Origin of the sequence: Bradyrhizobium sp. PMVTL-01 (assembly GCF_051861855.1) — a bacterium.
Classification (GTDB): Bacteria; Pseudomonadota; Alphaproteobacteria; order Rhizobiales; family Xanthobacteraceae; genus Bradyrhizobium.
On record NZ_CP193982.1, the window covers coordinates 3,477,231 to 3,493,966 of the forward strand.

The window sequence follows — 16,736 nt, forward strand, 5'->3', positions numbered from 1 at the left end:
TTGATTGAGTACAAGCTTTTCTTGATTCAGATCAAGTGGCCGCGGGTTTTCCTGAGTTGACTTGAGCCAATTGGGGAGTTGCTGCTTTTCAAATCACCTCACGACGAAGCTTCTGGCCAAGCGGGGGCGAACATGCGCTGCGAGCAGAGTCAATTCAAGGCGGGAATTCTGGCAACAGCTGTGCTCATCTTCACCTCCGTGCCGGTCTTGGCTCAGCAGCGGAATCCCGAGCGCAACGCATATTTCGGTGAGACCCACCTGCACACCAGCTGGTCGGTTGATGCGTGGGTGATGGGCAATCGTCTCACCGGCCCCGACGATGCACTGAAGTACGCGCAGGGCCAGACTATCAAGCATCCGACCGGGTTCGATATCAAGATCGACACACCACTGGATTTCATGGGCGTGACCGATCACTCCGAGTATGTCGGCGTAACCAGAGAAGCCAACAAGCCCGGCTCCTATGTGAGCAAGCTGCCCGAAGCGCAGCCCATGATCATGAAGGACCCGAACAGTTCGGCCGAGCAAAATCGGGTGTTCTCGTACTTGCTGAAACTTGCGGCCAGTCCACCCGTCAAAGCCTTCATGGACCCGAAGGTGACTTCGTCCGTGTGGAAGGACAACGTCAGGATCGCCAACGAGAACAATCAACCCGGCAAGTTTACAGCGTTCTGTTCCTACGAATGGACGTCGATGCCTGGGCAGCGAAACCTCCACCGCAACATCTTCTTCCGTGATTGCGAAAAGGTGCCGGATTATCCGTTCAGTGCGCTCGATTCCAAGCGCCCGACCGATCTCTGGAGCTGGATGGATACCCAGCGCAAAGCAGGCAATGAACTGCTCGCCATCTCGCACAACGCCAATGTGAGCGATGGCTGGATGTATCCGGTTGATGTCGACAATACGACTGGGCGGCCAATCGATGCCGCCTGGGCGGCCGCGCGTGATCGTAACGAGCGCCTGATCGAGATCAAGCAGGGCAAGGGACAATCGGAAACGCACCCATTGCTCTCCCCCACGGACGAGTTCGCCAATTACGAGCTGTTTCAGGCTATCCTTGGCCAGCCGGCGAATGTCGGCCGGATTGACCACATTACTGGCAGCTTCGCGCGACAGGCGCTGAAGGATGGGATCGCTATGCAGGATGTGCGTGGCTACAACCCCTACAAGCTCGGCATGGGCGGCGGCTCAGATGCGCACAACAGTGCGAGCCCGTATCGTCAAGATAATTTTTTCGGTCTTCACGCCGATGCCGATGCGTCAGTGGAGCGACGCTTTGCCGGTGTGCTTATCGGCGGAACCATGGACGTCCGTTTGGAAAATCCCGGCGGATTAACGGGCGTGTGGGCTGAGGAGAATACGCGCGCCTCAATCTGGGATGCGATGTATCGCAAGGAGACGTTCGGCGTCAGCGGACCGCATATCAAGGTTCGCTTCTTTGGCGGTTGGGGCTACGACAGGGAACTCGTGAATGACACGGACTGGGTCAAACGAGCCTACGCAGGCGGTGTGCCGATGGGCGCGGACCTCGCCCCCATGCCTGCGGGCGGACAGGGTACGGCGCCGACATTCCTCTTGTGGGCGGTCAAGGATCCGACCTCGGCCAATCTCGATCGGATCCAGGTGGTCAAGGGCTGGACGCAGAACGGCCAGAGCTTCGAAAAGATCTACGACGTTGCCTGGTCTGGCGATCGCCAGCCCGACAAATGGACCGGCCGTGTGCCGGCAATCCAGAGCACTGTCGACGTCAGGACAGCTACCTATACGAACAGCGTCGGGGCGGTGGAGCTCAAGGCCGCCTGGAGCGACCCCGATTTCCACGCGAGCTTGCATGCATTTTACTATGTCCGCGTGCTTGAAATTCCGACGCCACGCTGGACGCTGATTCAGGCGGTCAAATCCGGACTGCCACCGCCCGATGTCGTGCCCCTGACGGGACAGGAGCGGGCGTGGACGTCGCCGATCTGGTACACGCCTTCCCCGGAGGCTCGCAAGAATGCGCCCCCGGGCATGATGGTTGCCGACCTCAACAAGAAGGGCGCCACGGCTCTGAGCGACTCGCAGCTCAAGGCCTTGATCGTCGGAAAGGCTCTTTGGCTGCGCAACAACGTGACCGGAGAGCAGTTCTGGCAGACGTTTACGGCCGAAGGCCATACAAATCTCTTCCGAATTGGACAAAATGCCACGATGCCGAGCGGGTACGGCAACGTCGGGCGTGACGGATATCAAGGCACGACCAGCCCTTACAAGATCCAGGATGGCAAGCTCGTCACCTTCGTCTCGCAGGATCCTTATGCGCTCACATTTTACAAGCTGGGAGACGTCACCTACGCTGCGCGTAGCAACGAATTCGGCTACGTCAATTACGAGATCGTGGCTGAGCCCCCGCAGTTCGCGGTCAATCCGCTTACCGAGATCATCGACCGATTCTCGACCGAGTTGGGTCTCACGGAGGAGCAGCGTCGTCAGATTGTTCCGATCCTGACAGACGAAAGCAAGCGGATGGAGGCGCTGAAGAAGGACACCTCCCTTAACGCAATTCGCAGGATTGAGAAGGTCCGGGAGATAGCGAGTTCAATCGACGAGAAGCTGACTCCGCTGATCAATCCAAGCCAGCAGGCCAAATTTCGGGAAATCCGGGAGGCACTCCGCAAACGGTTCGTGGAAAAAATCGCCACGGACGCCAAGGATAAAGCCGAATCTCGCCTGGAAACCTGGTTCCCGGACAAGAGCGTCAAATGACGTCCGTCGAGCCGGGACAGCGCGCCACTTGGGCCAGCGGTGGGCGCCTGTTCAGGAGTCGGTTTCTCCAGCGGCTTGTTCGTGAACCGCTTGCACACTTCCTTTTGGCGGGCGCTATTCTGTTCGCCGTGTATGCCTACGCAGGCAAAAGCCCGGGCGCCACCGAGCGGTCGCGTCAGATCGCGCTTTCAATCGAAGATCTTTCGCAGCTGGTTCTGGTGTTCCGATCGCAATGGCGACGCGACCCGACCGCGGACGAGATGCGCCTGCTCATTGAAGACAAGGTGCAGGAGGAGGTCCTCTACCGCGAGGCGCTCGCGCTCGGCATCGACAAGGACGACACCATCGTCAGGCGCCGCATGGCGCAAAAGATGCAATTTCTCGCTGAAGATGTCGCTGCTGCGCGCGAACCTGCGCAAGAAGAACTCGCGACATGGTACGCGACGAACAGGGAACGTTTCGCGCTGCCTCCTCGCCTGAGCTTCCGCCACCTCTATTTTTCGCCAGACCGGCGTGCGAATCGCGCGCGCGCCGACGCAGCAGCCGCGCTCGTGGGGCTGACACAAGAGCCTGAGGACTCCCCGCTTGTTGCCGGGTTTGGCGATGCCTTTATGTTCCAGGAGTATTATCGCGATCGTACGCCGGAGTTTCTGGCCAAGGAGTTCGGTCCCGGTTTCGCCGTTGCCGCCGCGAAACTGCCGGCAGGATCGTGGCAGGGGCCCGTCGAGTCGGGATTCGGTTGGCATCTGTTGTTCGTCGACACGGTGACCTCCGGCCGACTGCCCGCGTTCGAAGAGGTCGAAGCGGAGGTCAAGACCGCTTGGCTCGCCGAGCAAAAGGTTCAGGCCTGGCAAAAAGCCTACGAAGAGATGCGTTCGAAGTACGAGGTGCTCTTGCCTGCAGAGCGCGCCCCAGGCAACGACTCGCCGAGCAACGGGGAGACTTCACAGCGCACTGCGCCGCCGGTGTCGTCGTCAAGGCGGAGCTCATGAAGCTGCAACGGAGCATCGTCCAGCTGGGGCTCGCAGTGAACCTGCTTGCGATCGTGCTGATGCCGCTTGCGGCACGAGGGCACGAGTCGCGGCCGGCCTATCTTGCCTTGAACGAGACTGCGCCTGGCCAGTTCAGCGTGTTGTGGCGCACACCCGTGCTTGCGGGCATGCGCCTGCCGGTCGCCCTCAACTTCCCAGGAAGTGTGAGGGATCGCAAGGAGCCGGTTGTCAGCGAATTATCGGACTCGCTCGTCGAGCGTCGCTGGATTGACGCGGGCCCGACCAGGCTCGCGGGTGAGCGCATCGTTTTCTCCGGCTTGCAATTGACGATCACAGATGTACTGGTGCGCCTGCAGAGACTGGACGGCACCGTTTCGACCGTGCTGGTGAGGCCAAGTCGTCCTTGGTTCGAAGTAGTCCCCGCGTCCGGCATCACAGAAATCGCGATCGGCTACAATCTCCATGGAATCGAGCACATTCTGTTCGGATTCGACCACCTCTTGTTCGTCTGCGCCCTTATCTTAATCGTACCCAACCGCCGGATTCTCCTTTGGACGATTACCGCATTCACGTTCGCCCATTCCATCACCCTGAGCCTGGCGACGCTGAGGCTCGTCCATGTCCCTGCGCCACCCGTGGAGGCGATGATTGCGTTGAGCATCATGTTGCTCGCTTGCGAGATCGTTCGCTCACGTTACGGCCAAATTGGACTGACCTCGAGATGGCCATGGATCGTGGCGTTCTCGTTCGGGCTGTTACACGGATTTGGTTTTGCAAGCGCTTTGATGGATATCGGTTTGCCGCACGGCGATATTCCCCTCGCACTGCTCTCGTTCAATGTCGGCGTGGAGATTGGGCAATTGCTCTTCATTGGCGCCGTGCTCGGGGTATTTGTTCTGATCCGGCGTCATCAGGTCCCGTCACGGATTGCGGGGGCTGCCGTGCCCGTCGCGAGCTATGCGATCGGTATCATTTCCTCATTTTGGTTCATCGAGCGCCTCACCGGGATTATCGGCTGAACGGAGTCGATCTTGAAAGGCTGCCCGGGACACGAATAAGGTGCCGTGGTATGAGACCGCTCGTATACTGCTCCGACGCGACCTTTTAACCTCGATTTCCTGGCGGGGATGCGTTGAGCCATCGCGCCGGTGCCTCGCATTCTTCTTATGGACACTCGGCTGGCGCGAGATGTCAAATTGCAAATGAATTTTTCGAAGATCAAACAACGGAGGAGTTTTTGATGTTGCAAGTCAAGCATCTGGTCGCAGTCTCCCTACTGCTGTTTCCGTATTTACTGAACACGACCAGCCTCGCCGCGGAGCAGATCAAGACGGCTCCTTTACAAGTGGCAGCGGCTCAGGGGGCGAAACAGCAATGTGCTAATGCTTGCCGGGCTCGATATAGGGATTGTCTTGGTCGAAAAGATATACCTTCCTTCGAATGCCGGAATGTCTACCAGGATTGCACTCGATTCACCTGCACTGGGCGCGGGCCTGGATAACCTTCTGGCTATCGTGCAGGCTATTGCAATCGGCACGATACCTGAGCAGCATCTGAAACGTGATGTCGGCTTCCGGGAAGGCTTTCGGATGCCGGCTGCTTGAGGGATGGCGCGGCGTATTCGGCGGCCGGGGTCCGAAAACGTCCAAAGGAGGAAACCGCGCCGGGAGGACGTAGGACGATGCCGCGTGATCGAGTTAAGTCCCGTCAAACAACTCAATAGGGTCGTCTATGGGGGATTAATGTTTGGCGGCACCTGTACGTTCATGGACTTGGCCGTCGTAAAAATACCACGCCACACAAGCTAAACGTGAGTTCCTCGATATTCGAATCTCATGAGGCAAACTGATCTCTGTCGATCTGGAAGGCCCCGAAGCTACTGAGCCGAAACTCTTTCGAGTTGCTCGTCAAGAGCATCACCGCATTTATAACTCTGCTTGCGTCGAGGTTCCTCGGCTAGGTCCAACGAGCGCAAGGTGCACACAATCACGGTCGAGAATACCGAGTTCGAGTTGGCTCTTGCGCATTGGGAATGCTCCGCCCGAACTTCCAGATCAGCTGGTCTCGATCATCGGATCATCGCCAGCAAATGGCTAATTGCACCGCGCGTCGCGATGAGCCGTCGCCTCGCCGTGTCGCCAGCCGCGGCATTCTACCGCGCGAGCGGTTTAGCTAGTCCTCCGGCCATTTGCGAAGTTGCGTCGGGTCTGACCCAGGTCCTCACTGCGCTAGAGCGGACGAGATTGGCTCGACCTGAGTTCTTCGCTGTTTGACCTGGCTGTGCAAAAACGCGAAGGATCGAAACACGGCTAGAATTACATTCTTCAGGGCGTTCTCTTGGTTTGATGCGCCTGCAAGGTTGTCCGCTAAGACGGTCTTGAACGAATAACTTCTTCTATCGCGGTCAAGCATCCTGCCGTTTTCGCACAGCCAAGACCCGGAGCCGGCATCCATAGCGGTGTGCGCATATTCTACCGCACCTGCTCCAAGGCTGTGTGTATGAAACTCTCTACCTTCGGCAGCGCGTATTGGCGGCCGGCGTAGACGAAGTAGCAAGTTCCCAGTTGCTGCAGCTTCGGCCTCCACTGCGATAGCACCCGCACGAGCTTTCCGGATCTAGCCTCATCCTCGACCAGGTAGTCCGGCAGCCATGCGATACCCTCTCCCATAACAGCCAGGGTCTTGATCGCCTGGAGGTCGTCGGCGCGCAGACGTCCGCTCCTCTGAACCTCGAAGTCCGATTTTCCGTTCGTGAGCAATACTGCCCCTTTCCAGCTGGGATGTATCACGAACGCTGCATTCGCCAGGTCACGCGGATGAGTGATGCTGCCAAGCCGTTTTAGATATTTCGGCGAGACCCACAAATCCGATTCGGTCTCGAAGAAGCGCCGGGCGATGAGCGACGAATCCTTCATGGCCGCGGTCCATCGAAGAGCAAGGTCGATACCTTCTTCGACCAAATCAACGATCCGGTTCGTGATGATGAGCTCAAGGGATACATCCGGATATTTGGTCGCATAGACCCGTGCAATGCGCGGCAGAAGAGCTTGCCCTAAATCCACGGACGCCGTGACCTTGAGAACTCCGGACGGCTTCGCCTTCGCGGATTGGAGCGCGGCTTCGCCGAGCTCGACTTCGCGAATCGCAATTGCACAATGATGGAAATACTTCTCGCCCGCTTCGGTCACCCGCAGCTTGCGGGTTGTGCGCTGGATCAGGCGGACGGCGAGTCGGTTTTCCAGCCCCGCCACTTTAGCGCTCACCGTCGCCTTGGGCATTCTCAATTGTCTTGCGGCAGCCGAGAAGCTGCCGGTCTCGACGACCTTCACGAACACTGCGATTGCATCCATGACGATATTGTCCAGATTTTGAGACGGTAATTCTTGATTTTACTACTTGGTGAATAATCCGCCAGCTCTCTACTTGCCGAGTTGTGGGCGGCCTCGGGTCGCTCCGTCCGATCGCACCAGGAAATCTACTCATGGAAAAGCCTCCTACAGCCGGAACGGTTGACATCGATCGTCGCCGCCTTCTGGCCGCCGCGGCAACCGCTATTGCGGTTGTCGGTGGGGCCAGCATGTTTGCCACCAACTCGGCATTTGGGGCGACGCCGGTCGGCATTCGGCCCTTCAAAGTCCACATCCCGGAGCAACAACTCGTCGACCTCCGCAGACGGCTGGCAGCGACCCAGTGGCCCGAGAAGGAGACCGTGGCGGATGATTCCCAAGGTGTGCCGCTGGCCACCATGAAGCAGCTCGTGCAGCACTGGCAGAGCAGTTACGACTGGCGCAAGGCCGAAGCGCGGCTCAATAGCTTCCCGCAGTTCATCACGGAGATCGAAGGCCTCGACATCCATTTCATTCACGTCCGATCGAAGCACGAAAACGCGCTGCCGCTCGTCGTCACACACGGATGGCCCGGCTCGATCATCGAGCAACTGAAGATCATCGACCCGCTCACCAATCCGACGGCCCATGGCGGAAGCGCATCGGACGCCTTCCACGTGGTGATCCCGTCGATGCCAGGCTACGGCTTTTCGGGTAAGCCGACGGGCACAGGCTGGGGTCCCGAGCGGATGGCCCGAGCTTGGGCCGAATTGATGACGCACCTCGGCTACACCCGCTACGTCGCCCAGGGCGGCGACTGGGGGGCGTTTGTTGTCGACCAGATGGGCTTGCAGGCGCCAGCGGGCTTGCTCGCCATCCACACCAACATGCCCGCCACCGTTCCGGCCGACGTAAACAAGGCTCTGCTGGCCGGCGCCCCGCCACCATCCGGCCTCTCGGACGACGAACAACGCGCATACCAACAGCTGGTCAGAACGTTCAAGCAGGTCGAATACGCTAGGATGATGGCGGCTCGTCCGCAGACCTTATACGGCATCGCGGATTCACCCGTTGGGCTGGCCGCCTGGCTTCTCGACCATAACGATGCCGAAGCGCAGCCGGCCGCGGCGGTAGCCTCCGCCCTGAACCGAACCACGAGCAACGCGGGAGAACTGACGCGTGATGAGGTTCTCGACAACATCACGCTTTATTGGCTGACGAACACCGGGGTGTCGGCGTCGCGTCTTTATTGGGAATACAAGGGCGGCTTTTTCAACGCCAAGGGCGTCACCATTCCCGTGGCCGTGAGCGTCTTCCCCAGCGAGCAGTATGAGGCCCCACGGAGCTGGGCAGAGCGCGCCTATCCCAAACTCATCCATTACAACCGACTCGAAAAAGGCGGCCATTTCGCCGCGTGGGAAGTGCCGGGCCTGTTGTCCGCTGAGCTTCGTGCAGCATTCAGACCGCTCCGCAAATCGACCTGACAACCATGAACCAGTGCCCAACAACGGAGACAATTGCCATGACTCTCGTCGACGCGCGCGGCGCAGCCGCGGAGGGCCTGGCGCTGGCAAGTTCGACGCCAGCGCAGGCCTCCAATCTCTTCCTCCCCGACGATCTTGAGAGTGCACTCGTCGTCAGCGCGTTCGCCCAGAGCGCGAGGGACATCCGCGGTGCTTCACCGTACATCGCCGTCGAAAACGAGCCACCGCCGAAGCTGATCGTGGATCCGCCGCGTGCCGATGCGCTGGCTCAAGGCGTATTCTGGGCCCAGTACCGGGTTGAAAATATTGGCATCGTGCAGGCGTTCGGCGCCGGCGCCAGGCAGGTATCGCCGCGCATCGGTCATCTGCACATCATAGTCGACGACCTGCCGTGGTGGTGGGCGGACGCCAGCGACAACAACACGGTCGACATCGCCGGGCTGCCACCTGGCCCGCACAAGGTGACGATCTCGCTGGTTGATGCCGACCACAACGTCTTTCCGGACCAAGTGAAGACGCTGTCGTTCATCGTACCGGAACACGCCGGGACGCGTAACCACGCCCACGCCAACTGAATCACAGGAGAACGCAAATGCTTGACGGAAAAACGGCGCTGATCACCGGCGGCACTTCGGGTATTGGACTCGCTACAGCGAAGCTTTTGCACGCCAACGGCGCGCGGGTGGCCATCACGGGCCGCAAGCCGCAGGAACTCGACGGTGCGCGCGAGATCATCGGCGCCGACGTGCTCACGTTGCAGACCGACGTGCTATCCCGGGACGCGCTTCGTACGATGGCGTCCGACGTGCACCGGGCTTTCGGCGCGCTCGACATTTTCTTCGCCAACGCTGGCGTGGCTTATGTCACACCACTGGCGACGACCGACGAGGCGCAATACGACCGCCTGATGGACACCAATGTGAAGTCGGTGTTCTTCTCGATCCAGGCGGTCGAGCCGATCATGCGTGAGGGCGGCTCGATCATCGCGACGACGGCTTGGCTGAATCAGGTCGGCGTGCCGGGGCGCGCGGTGCTTTCGGCTTCGAAGGCGGCTGTGCGCTCATTCGTCCGCACTTTGTCTGCGGAGTTGCTGGCCCGGCGCATTCGCGTCAACGCGGTCAGCCCCGGCCTGATCGAGACGCCGATCCTCCGTGGCGTCGGTCAATCCGAACACCCCGGCCAGACTGATGCGCAGTTTCGCGGCTACCTCGACGGCGCCAGCAAGCTAGTTCCGCTTGGCCGCCTCGGGCAGCCCGATGAGATTGCTGCGGCGGTGCTATTTCTTGCCAGCGACGCATCCAGCTACATGCTTGGATCGGAGGTGGTAGTCGATGGTGGGTTTGCCGAACTCTGAGGATTCGCTTGCTGCCGAGGGCAGACCGGCAGCAACCTCGATATGTCCGAGAAAAACCAAGTCAAAATGCAAGCCGACAAGACTTAGGCGGGCACGACGCAGCCGCGCATCTTCGATGAGGCGCCCTCGCGAACGCCCGGGGATGAACCAAGGCCCATATCCCCAGGTATAGGTAGCGGCTCGGTACAAGGCATGAGACCCTACATACCCATGAGGAATGAGACTGCTTGGATCGTTGTACCCGCTGTGTTCGCGGCAGTATTACTGGCGGGGATTTTATTGCTGCTGGGCCATGGGTGATCGCGCCTCCGGGCTTCATCTTGCCGTCATAAATCCGTAATCATACTGCATCGAACCTTCCCGCTGTTCCCGATCTTTTCTAGGATCAGCGAAGACGGGAGCGTGAGCGATGACGGAACACACCGACCTAAGCCCGACCTCGAAAGATCGCCTGCTGGAAGCAGCTAAGAAAGAGCTGATCGAATTCGAGAGACGAGAGAAGGAGTTCCGCAAGAAGGACCGGCAAGAGCGCGCTGCGGAACTTCGCCTTCCTCTGGATAAGATCAACGTCCACTGACGCCCGCCGGCAGTTTCACATAACTGTCATGGCACGTTTTTAGCTTTGTCATGCGACGGGGCCCGGCGCGCGTCTCCCCGTCCATGCCTCGGCCTAGACCACCAGATGGGCGGGGAGATTGCTCCGGGACGCCTCAGTCGGCGGCCTCTTTCATTCACAATGCGTGTCCGCTTCTGTGAAGGCTTTCGGATGCCGGCCGCTTGAGGGATGGCGCGGCGTATTCGGCGGCCGGCGTCCGAAAGCCTCCAAAGGAGGAAACCGCGCTGGGGGGACCGAGTTAAAGTCGCGTCAAGCAACCTTGAGACGATCAATAGGGTCGTCTATGTGGATTTAAAGTTTGGCGGCACCTGTACTTTCATGGACTTGGCCGTCGTAAAAATACCGCACCACACAATCTAAACGTGAGTTCCTCGATCTTCGAATCTCATGAGGCAGACTGATCTCTGTCGATCTGGAAAGCCCCGAAGCTACTGAGCCGAAACTCTTTCGAGTTGCTCGTCAAGAGCATCACCGCATTTATAACTCTGCTTGCGTCGAGGTCCTCGGCTAGCTCCAACGAGCGCAAGGTGCACACAATCGCAGTCGAGAATACCGAGTTCGAGTTGGCTCTTGCGCATTGGGAATGCTCCGCCCGAACTTCCAGATCAGCTGGTGCTCGATCATCGGATCATCGCCAGCAAATGGCTAATGCACCGCGCGTCGCGATGAGCCGTCGCCTCGCCGTGTCGCCAGCCGCGGCATTCTACCGCGCGAGCGGTTTAGTCGTGTGACTCAACTGAGCATGCTCAAGGCAATGCATCGATGCCCTAGCTAGCCCTCAATTCAGCGCGTAGGATACCCACCACCGGAGTTTTGGTGCCTGCATGAGAAGGCGAGATTTCATCGGTGTTTTGAGTGGCGTCGTTGCGTTGCCGTTGTCTGCTGGGGCGCAACAGCCAGTGAGATCCTATCGGATCGCCTACCTCGCTCTGCTCCCCGACGAGGACACGACGTTGGCTAAGCCATTTTTAGAACGATTGCGGGAGTTGGGCTACGACGAGGGCAAGAACATCACGTTGGCGTACCGGTCTGCTGATGGCCGACCGGAGCGCTTGCCACAGCTCGCTGCTGAGCTGGTGCAAGCCAGACCGGACGTGTTGGTTACCGGATTTGGGACGCTCGCGGCAAAGGCAGCAATGGGCGCGACCAGCACGATCCCCGTGGTTTTTACCATGGTCGGTGATCCGATTGGCGCAGGCTTAGTGGTGAGCTTGGGCCGGCCCGGCGCAAATGTCACCGGTTTCAGCGACCTGGCCAGCGAATTCGCCGCCAAACGACTACAGCTCCTGCAAAACCTGATCCCCGGCCAAAAGCTCATAGCGGTGCTGGGGAATCCCGACACGCCTTTTACCGCCCTGGCACTGAAGCAAGTCAAAACGGCAGCCGCCGCAAATCATCAGCCACTTGCAGTGTTCGAAGCCAGAACCCGCGACGAGGTATCTGCCAGCATCAAGGCTGCGGTCAAATCAGGGGCAGCTGGTCTGATGACTTTAGACGATCCCTTGCTGCTCAGCGCCAAGCAGCAAATCATCCAACTTCTAGCAGACGCCCGGCTGCCGGCTATTTATGGATTGAGAGATTATGTGGAAGCAAACGGCTTGATGTCGTACAGCATGGACAGGCCGCAGATGTGCCGCCGCGCTGCGGACTACGTTGACAAGATTTTAAGGGGCGCAGTTCCGGCCGACCTTCCGGTCGAACAGCCGACCAAGTTTGAGCTAACTATCAACCTGAAGGCCGCGAAAGCACTTGGCATCGACATCCCCTCGTCACTGCTCGCAATTGCCGACGAGGTGATCGAATAGAGCTAGTTCGTTGCGGAGCGCCAGTCCGTTCTGGCCCATCACGTCATTTCGCTGCGCCGCGGAATTTAGTCGCTATCGGGGGCATCGCGGGCGTCGAGTAGGCCACAACGATCAATCCCGTACTGTTCGGCGGGGCGCGCTTGAAGCCGCAGGTTAAGGAATTGGTTACTGGTCGCTGTCACCATCTGCGTATTGGCCGCCATTCGCGGCAAGGCATTCTGAAAACGGTTTTAGGCACGCCCAATTTGGCGGTCTCTTGCAGGAGAGGCCCAATGTTCAAGGGCTTCACGGCGGCAGTTGTGGCGCTGATTAGTACAGCGCAGCTAGATCGATACCTAACCAACGGTCGGTACACCGACGCGGCCATGGCTATGCTGCGGCAAATCAGGCTCGCGTTTGGGTTTTGAGATACCGCTCTGGGACGATTTTGAGGCGCGTGATGGAAGGCATCTCATGGGCTGACCTCGACGCGGATGAGCAACGCGCCATTGCAATATTGGGCGCCGGACTTTCTATCGAGCTGTGTGACCCCGTTGCTCTCCTGACCTTAAGGCGGCTCGGTTTGATCGTAGGCTTCCATTTGACGGCCGCTGCACACAATTTGCGTAGAGACGTTGTTTTCGGCGAACTCCGGGCGCGTGATTGCGTGCCGTAACTCTGTTTGCGCGCTTCGAAACCCAGCTTGGTCAGAAGCGCTCAGGGTAAGAATAAGGGGGATGGGGAGGATGTCAGGAGCTATTGAGCTGATCGTGGAGGGCTACGTTTCCCTCAAGGACCGGAAGGCGCTCGATGAGCTTCGGACACAGCGCCGGAAACTTGTCGCACACTGGGATCGACTGCACGAGTACTATCCAGCAGATTGAGGAAGACATCGCAGTGATTGAGGCTGGGCGGGCGCGGTTGGATGGCGCAACGGGCGGCAATATGCTGACGGGGAAAGGCGATCAGCTGCAATGTACGAGCCCCGCCGAAGTAATTCCGGGCGGGGCTCTACAGCGATTTGACGAGACGTGGCGAACCGGCTGCCACCAGGCCAAACAATGCAAGTTCGAGGTGAACGCGAGCGTCGACCAGGAGGGCGTCGGCGTCACGATTACGTCTCGCGGGGAGGTGAGTGCTTCACGGCAGTGAAGTTCTTGCCGCGTCTGCTGAAGGAGATTCTTCATCCGGGAGCGCGTCGGATGCCGAGATCACCGATGATGCCATTATGCCCCTGTTTTGCCCGACGGGTCAACTGGACTTCGTAAAATACGAAGTCGCGACAGGCCCCTCGCTACTGTGCATGGGGTTGTTTTCGACTTTTTGTCGGGGAGTCCCTGCCGATCCCTGCGCGCCGATTTTGCCGCTGGGCGAAACGCCGCGCTCAGCTCTTCGGTCCGCGCAATTGCGCCGTCAGCTTCTCCATCGCCTCGATCACCTCGCGCCATTGCGACAGCCAGCTGCGCGGAAAGCGGAAGGTGAGGTCGGCGCCGCCGACGCGTCGCTCGGAAAGGCACATGCCGGGCGTCGCGGCATCGCGCGTGCAGCGTGCGGTCAGCGCGGGGCTTGCGGCGGAATAGAGGTCCTCGCTGCCGTATGGCGTGTCGCCGCGGAAGATCCGCATCGTCAGCCCGTCCTCGGGCTGGGTCGCGGCCTGGTCGAGATAGCGCGGATAGATCGTGGCTGTCCGCTGCTCGGGCGAGAGCGCATCGTGATGGGCCGCGATCGACAGGAAGATGCGGTCGATCGATTGCACCGCCGTTTCCACCGTGTCGGCGGTGACGTGCCTGGGCGCGCCGGGCGGCTCCAGCGAGGGATACAGGAAGTCGAGATCGATGCGCTCCTGTGGTCCGGAGTGCCGCTGGATCTTCATCCGGATCGCAGCCACCGGCAGGTTGAACAGCGTTCCGCCGACGCTCACCGGCAGCTTGTCCGGGGCACTGGCGCCGCCGGCTCCCCAGGTCGGCCACAACAGATAGGCGACCAGCGCGACCGCGCCCAGCGCCGCAGCGCCGCCGAGCACGATCGGGACGACATGCGCCCAGGTGCGCGTCCTGGAGGACCTGAGGGGAGCTGCCGAAAACACCGTCATGATGCGCGCGTGAAGACCCGAGGTCGGCCGCTGGCCGACGAATCAGCGGCGAATATGCCATGCGGCGGCGAATTCGCGCAGCCTTGCCGGCCGCAGGGGAAGGGGGAGGGCCCTGCGCGGATCGACCGGCACCGTTAACCTTCTCTTAAGGATAATGTAGCGTTAACCAGCACGATTTGTCACAGGAAGGCTCCGGCGTTGCGTAAGTGCGGACAGTTTCCGATGACACTTGAAGCTCTCAATTCCTTTTTCTCGATCTGCATCGGTTTCGCGCTGGCCGGCGCCCTCGTGAACGGATACCAGGCGGTGGCGCAGCGGCCGGCCGGCTTCGGCCTGTTGCAGGACGGCGTGGCTCCGAAGACCTTCGCGGCGGTTCCGTTCCTCGTGTTTGCCGCTCCCTTTATAATCATGCGCAACACGTTGCGCGGCATGCAGGTGGAGAGCCGCCGCGTCGAATTCGTGATGATGGCGACCGTCATCGCCGGCTTCTGGAGCATGATGAGCGGCACCTTCTTCCTGATGACGCTGCGCGCCGCCGGCGTCCTGACCTGACGTTCGTCCCGCACGCCGCGCGCGACCTTTGCGTCGGGGCCGCCGTTTGGCTATGGCTGGGTCAACCCGACAGGAGACCTCGATGGCGATCTACGAGCTCGATGGGCAGGCGCCCGAACTTCCAGCCGACGGCAACTATTTCATCGCGGAGACCGCGACCGTGATTGGCCGCGTGCGCCTGAAGCCGGGGGCGAGCGTCTGGTTCGGCGCGGTGCTGCGCGGCGACAACGAGTGGATCGAGATCGGCGAGGGCGCCAACGTGCAGGACGGCTCGACCTGCCACACCGATCTCGGCTTTCCGCTGGTCATCGGCAGGAACTGCACCGTCGGCCACAACGTCATCCTGCACGGCTGCACCATCGAGGAGGGTGCGCTGGTCGGCATGGGCTCGATCGTGATGAACGGCGCGAAGATCGGCCGCAACAGCATCGTGGGCGCCGGTTCCGTCATCACCGAGGGCAAGGAGTTTGCCGAACGCTCGCTGATCATCGGCTCGCCCGCGCGCGTGATCCGCACGCTCGACGACGCCCAGGTGCAGAGGATGGGAAGCGCGGCGAAGTTCTACGTCGCCAACGGCCCACGTTTCAAGAAAGGCCTGAGGCGGATCGGCTGAGCTCAGCTTAGGCTCGCGCGGAAGTGAGACAGTGTGGCTGTCCGGATTGCCGTGCCGACGCTAGCTTGATCCCGCTTGAAGCGTGGAGCGTGTCCACGCGGAGGATCGAGTGATGTTGCGGAAGGCGATGATGGCGGCGCTGGCCGTCGCGGCGGTCGGACTGTCGATGCCGCAGATGGCAGAGGCGCGGGGGTTTGGACATGGCGGCGGCTGGGGTCACGGTGGCGGCGGCTGGGGTCATGGCGGCCACGGCCATTGGCACGGCGGCGGCTTCTGGCCCGGTGTGGCGATCGGCGCAGGCCTCGCCGGCGCTGGCTATTACGGCGCCTATTACGGCTATGGCTCCCCCTATTACGGCGATCCCTACGATTATGGCGCCGGCTATGACGATGGCGGTTACGGCGGCTGCTATGTCGTACGCAAGCGCGTGATGACGCCTTGGGGATGGCGATACCGTCGTGTCGATGTCTGCGAATGAGGCGGGAAGACCTGCCGGCCCGTTAAAGAACAAGGTCGTTGACGCAGTATACCGTCAACGACCTTGCCAGCCCCGGATATTGAAATCGGCTCACGCCATCCGGTGACGGCCAGCATCGCGCGGAATCATTCGGACGAATGTGATCCAGTTCACAACTGGCGAAATTAAAGGCGCGGGCGAGAGGCCAATTCAGCCACGCGAGCGCTTGCGCGCGCTGGCATGGTGGTAACGAGCCGGTTTCCTGCGAGTAACCGAGGGCGTTTCGGCCTCGGTGGCGCGGGCGCTGGCGAAGGATTGGCGCAAGCCGTCGATGGATTCGTTCAGGGTCGTCACCTGCTCCGACAGACGCTTGGTATCGGCCTGTTGTGCCGCGAGCAGCCGCTTCACGGTCTGGAGCTGGTCCTGCACGACCTGGAGCTGGTCGATCGATTCCTGCTGGGTCGCCTCCAGCCCCTTGGTCTTCTCGACCAGCTGCTCGGAAGCCTGGGCGGTGCGCGCCTGGAGCTGCCGCGACGCCACCACCCGGTCGGTCTCCGGCGCAGAGCCGGTATAGGCGCGCCAGATTGCGATCGAAGTCGCGCCGGCGATCAGCAAGAGAAGGGCTGCGGCGGTCAGCGCGATGGGCTGGGCGCCGAGGCGAAACAGGGGGGTGGACCGTGTGTCCTCTGCGAGATCGATCATCGCTGACAAAACCCAAATTGAA

General features: G+C 60.5%; 16 protein-coding genes. 13 read left to right on the forward strand and 3 right to left on the reverse strand.

Features of this window, described 5'->3' with window-relative positions; all coding sequences use genetic code 11:
• Positions 1-132 precede the first annotated feature (132 nt).
• The 4 genes from ACRQ5Q_RS16500 (at position 133) to ACRQ5Q_RS16515 (ending at position 5,338) form a co-directional block, all read left to right on the forward strand.
• Entirely contained in the window at positions 133-2,742 is a 2,610-nt protein-coding gene (locus tag ACRQ5Q_RS16500; RefSeq protein WP_439398933.1) for a DUF3604 domain-containing protein, read from the forward strand.
• Positions 2,739-3,734: a peptidylprolyl isomerase gene (locus ACRQ5Q_RS16505; RefSeq protein ID WP_439398934.1), complete on the forward strand. Its 996-nt coding sequence runs from the start codon at positions 2,739-2,741 to the stop codon at positions 3,732-3,734. Before ACRQ5Q_RS16500 ends, ACRQ5Q_RS16505 begins: the two co-directional genes overlap by 4 nt.
• A complete protein-coding gene (locus tag ACRQ5Q_RS16510; RefSeq protein ID WP_439398936.1) occupies positions 3,731-4,753 on the forward strand; it encodes a HupE/UreJ family protein in 1,023 nt (340 codons plus the stop codon). The genes ACRQ5Q_RS16505 and ACRQ5Q_RS16510 overlap by 4 nt, the downstream gene beginning before the upstream one ends.
• A 363-nt stretch (positions 4,754-5,116) precedes the next feature.
• Entirely contained in the window at positions 5,117-5,338 is a 222-nt protein-coding gene (locus ACRQ5Q_RS16515; RefSeq protein WP_439398937.1) for a hypothetical protein, read from the forward strand.
• An 867-nt stretch (positions 5,339-6,205) separates the two neighbouring features.
• On the opposite strand, the gene ACRQ5Q_RS16520 is transcribed toward ACRQ5Q_RS16515, so the two are convergent.
• A complete protein-coding gene (locus ACRQ5Q_RS16520) occupies positions 6,206-7,084 on the reverse strand; it encodes a LysR substrate-binding domain-containing protein (protein WP_439368982.1) in 879 nt (292 codons plus the stop codon).
• Between the two features lie 131 nt (positions 7,085-7,215).
• Here ACRQ5Q_RS16520 and ACRQ5Q_RS16525 point away from each other — a divergent pair, with 131 nt between their 5' ends.
• From ACRQ5Q_RS16525 to ACRQ5Q_RS16550, 6 genes are all read left to right on the forward strand, one after another.
• Positions 7,216-8,544: an epoxide hydrolase family protein gene (locus ACRQ5Q_RS16525; protein WP_439398939.1), complete on the forward strand. Its 1,329-nt coding sequence runs from the start codon at positions 7,216-7,218 to the stop codon at positions 8,542-8,544.
• 38 nt (positions 8,545-8,582) lie between these two features.
• Positions 8,583-9,119, forward strand: coding sequence for a DUF6130 family protein (locus ACRQ5Q_RS16530; RefSeq protein ID WP_439368980.1), 537 nt, complete (start codon positions 8,583-8,585; stop codon positions 9,117-9,119).
• 17 nt (positions 9,120-9,136) lie between these two features.
• A complete protein-coding gene (locus ACRQ5Q_RS16535) occupies positions 9,137-9,898 on the forward strand; it encodes an SDR family oxidoreductase (RefSeq protein WP_439398940.1) in 762 nt (253 codons plus the stop codon).
• Between the two features lie 409 nt (positions 9,899-10,307).
• Positions 10,308-10,475 carry a hypothetical protein gene (locus ACRQ5Q_RS16540; protein ID WP_439368978.1) on the forward strand — a complete coding sequence of 56 codons (168 nt, stop codon included), beginning with the start codon at positions 10,308-10,310 and terminating at the stop codon, positions 10,473-10,475.
• An 863-nt stretch (positions 10,476-11,338) separates the two neighbouring features.
• The gene (locus tag ACRQ5Q_RS16545; RefSeq protein ID WP_439398942.1) at positions 11,339-12,319 is read left to right on the forward strand and encodes an ABC transporter substrate-binding protein; all 981 of its coding nucleotides are present in this window, start codon (positions 11,339-11,341) and stop codon (positions 12,317-12,319) included.
• Positions 12,320-13,108: 789 nt separating this feature from the next.
• A complete protein-coding gene (locus tag ACRQ5Q_RS16550; protein WP_439398944.1) occupies positions 13,109-13,450 on the forward strand; it encodes a hypothetical protein in 342 nt (113 codons plus the stop codon).
• Between the two features lie 232 nt (positions 13,451-13,682).
• Here the strand turns inward: ACRQ5Q_RS16550 and ACRQ5Q_RS16555 are convergent, their stop codons facing one another.
• Positions 13,683-14,390 (reverse strand): hypothetical protein, encoded by a 708-nt coding sequence (locus tag ACRQ5Q_RS16555; protein ID WP_439368975.1) that lies wholly within the window; start codon positions 14,388-14,390, stop codon positions 13,683-13,685.
• 222 nt (positions 14,391-14,612) lie between these two features.
• On the opposite strand from ACRQ5Q_RS16555, the gene ACRQ5Q_RS16560 reads away from it, so the two are divergent.
• The 3 genes from ACRQ5Q_RS16560 to ACRQ5Q_RS16570 all read left to right on the forward strand — a co-directional run bounded on the left by ACRQ5Q_RS16560 (position 14,613) and on the right by ACRQ5Q_RS16570 (position 16,033).
• On the forward strand, positions 14,613-14,942 hold the full coding sequence (locus tag ACRQ5Q_RS16560) for a DUF6949 family protein (RefSeq protein WP_439398946.1): 330 nt from the start codon (positions 14,613-14,615) through the stop codon (positions 14,940-14,942).
• 82 nt (positions 14,943-15,024) lie between these two features.
• On the forward strand, positions 15,025-15,555 hold the full coding sequence (locus ACRQ5Q_RS16565; RefSeq protein ID WP_439368972.1) for a gamma carbonic anhydrase family protein: 531 nt from the start codon (positions 15,025-15,027) through the stop codon (positions 15,553-15,555).
• A 112-nt stretch (positions 15,556-15,667) separates the two neighbouring features.
• On the forward strand, positions 15,668-16,033 hold the full coding sequence (locus ACRQ5Q_RS16570) for a hypothetical protein (RefSeq protein WP_439368971.1): 366 nt from the start codon (positions 15,668-15,670) through the stop codon (positions 16,031-16,033).
• A gap of 189 nt (positions 16,034-16,222) precedes the next feature.
• Here the strand turns inward: ACRQ5Q_RS16570 and ACRQ5Q_RS16575 are convergent, their stop codons facing one another.
• Positions 16,223-16,714: a hypothetical protein gene (locus ACRQ5Q_RS16575; protein WP_439368969.1), complete on the reverse strand. Its 492-nt coding sequence runs from the start codon at positions 16,712-16,714 to the stop codon at positions 16,223-16,225.
• Between the last annotated feature and the right edge of the window lie 22 nt (positions 16,715-16,736).

Coding starts and splice junctions, on each gene's coding strand:
- ACRQ5Q_RS16550 (WP_439398944.1), top strand. CDS start 13,109: ATGAGCTTCGGACACAGCGCCGGAAACTTGTCGCACACTGGGATCGAC.
- ACRQ5Q_RS16565 (WP_439368972.1), top strand. CDS start 15,025: ATGGCGATCTACGAGCTCGATGGGCAGGCGCCCGAACTTCCAGCCGAC.
- ACRQ5Q_RS16525 (WP_439398939.1), top strand. CDS start 7,216: ATGGAAAAGCCTCCTACAGCCGGAACGGTTGACATCGATCGTCGCCGC.
- ACRQ5Q_RS16560 (WP_439398946.1), top strand. CDS start 14,613: ATGACACTTGAAGCTCTCAATTCCTTTTTCTCGATCTGCATCGGTTTC.
- ACRQ5Q_RS16505 (WP_439398934.1), top strand. CDS start 2,739: ATGACGTCCGTCGAGCCGGGACAGCGCGCCACTTGGGCCAGCGGTGGG.
- ACRQ5Q_RS16510 (WP_439398936.1), top strand. CDS start 3,731: ATGAAGCTGCAACGGAGCATCGTCCAGCTGGGGCTCGCAGTGAACCTG.
- ACRQ5Q_RS16515 (WP_439398937.1), top strand. CDS start 5,117: ATGCTTGCCGGGCTCGATATAGGGATTGTCTTGGTCGAAAAGATATAC.
- ACRQ5Q_RS16500 (WP_439398933.1), top strand. CDS start 133: ATGCGCTGCGAGCAGAGTCAATTCAAGGCGGGAATTCTGGCAACAGCT.
- ACRQ5Q_RS16570 (WP_439368971.1), top strand. CDS start 15,668: ATGTTGCGGAAGGCGATGATGGCGGCGCTGGCCGTCGCGGCGGTCGGA.
- ACRQ5Q_RS16555 (WP_439368975.1), bottom strand. CDS start 14,390: ATGACGGTGTTTTCGGCAGCTCCCCTCAGGTCCTCCAGGACGCGCACC.
- ACRQ5Q_RS16575 (WP_439368969.1), bottom strand. CDS start 16,714: ATGATCGATCTCGCAGAGGACACACGGTCCACCCCCCTGTTTCGCCTC.
- ACRQ5Q_RS16535 (WP_439398940.1), top strand. CDS start 9,137: ATGCTTGACGGAAAAACGGCGCTGATCACCGGCGGCACTTCGGGTATT.
- ACRQ5Q_RS16540 (WP_439368978.1), top strand. CDS start 10,308: ATGACGGAACACACCGACCTAAGCCCGACCTCGAAAGATCGCCTGCTG.
- ACRQ5Q_RS16530 (WP_439368980.1), top strand. CDS start 8,583: ATGACTCTCGTCGACGCGCGCGGCGCAGCCGCGGAGGGCCTGGCGCTG.
- ACRQ5Q_RS16545 (WP_439398942.1), top strand. CDS start 11,339: ATGAGAAGGCGAGATTTCATCGGTGTTTTGAGTGGCGTCGTTGCGTTG.
- ACRQ5Q_RS16520 (WP_439368982.1), bottom strand. CDS start 7,084: ATGGATGCAATCGCAGTGTTCGTGAAGGTCGTCGAGACCGGCAGCTTC.